1 protein-coding gene is annotated in these 849 nt (G+C 55.7%); it reads left to right on the top strand.

Features of this window, described 5'->3' with window-relative positions; all coding sequences use genetic code 11:
• Positions 1–330, top strand: a 330-nt coding sequence (locus AC1DKD_RS41655) for a hypothetical protein (RefSeq protein ID WP_477144787.1), incomplete at its 5' end; no start/stop codon positions are given.
• Between the last annotated feature and the right edge of the window lie 519 nt (positions 331–849).

Genomic DNA, 849 nt, shown 5'->3' with positions numbered 1-849 from the left:
AATAGAAACTTAGTAATCCGTAGCACTATCTATGTGGCCTTAATTTTTTTCGCGATGATGGTTGTGCTGGTATCCTGCCTGGACTTACTCGCCTCACCGATCCTTCGAGAGTTACTGCTTGAACCTTATCAACGAAATTGGTGCGGGATTTTCTCGCGTTGTGCCAGCGGGACTCAAAGGTCATTCATTGAGCACCTTCAAGCAGGCGCGCCCTGGACAAGCTGGGACCTAGTTGCGACAGAGACTCGGCTCAAGAAGGCCGCACTTCTCGGTGCCTTTATCGGTGTTGGCTACGTGGCCATTGCAGCCTTTCAGCACCGGAGACGATGAAAAAGAGAAGAATTCATCCTGCCCCTGCCCTCGCTCGCGGTTGCCCAGTCGCTCCCCTTCTTGCCGCCGGCCACCCCGAACGCCGCCATTGAGCGGCGCCAGATCAGTAGCAGGAAACCGCGCATAAGCGCGCCATGACCCGCCCTGTGATGCATGCCCGGCGCACCCGCGAACCAGCACGACATCGACCAAAGCATCGAAAACATACGCCGCCTGCAGCGGCAGGCCGCCTACCAGCAGTGACTCCCCAACGACTGCAGATTATTCAGAACCTGGTCAAATTTGGCCCTGAATTAATTAATTRGGAAATTTCCTAACCCATTTTCGGATCTGTCCGATTTCAATCTGGACTCAGACTCGGTATCTTCCGTCTTGCGTGGGCGTAGCCCGTCTCCGGCAAGCGGCAACGCGCTTGCGCGGGGGATGCATCGGCACCGAGGCTAGCGGTGCTGGCGCCAACAATGCCTAGTCAAACCCGAAGGAGAGAAGATGATCGGATTTCTTTTGCCACAGCAACAC

The organism is Cupriavidus sp. 05T313 (genome assembly GCF_056396665.1).
The sequence above is the reverse complement of the archived record's forward strand: the minus strand, read 5'-3'. Positions and strand labels throughout refer to the sequence as shown.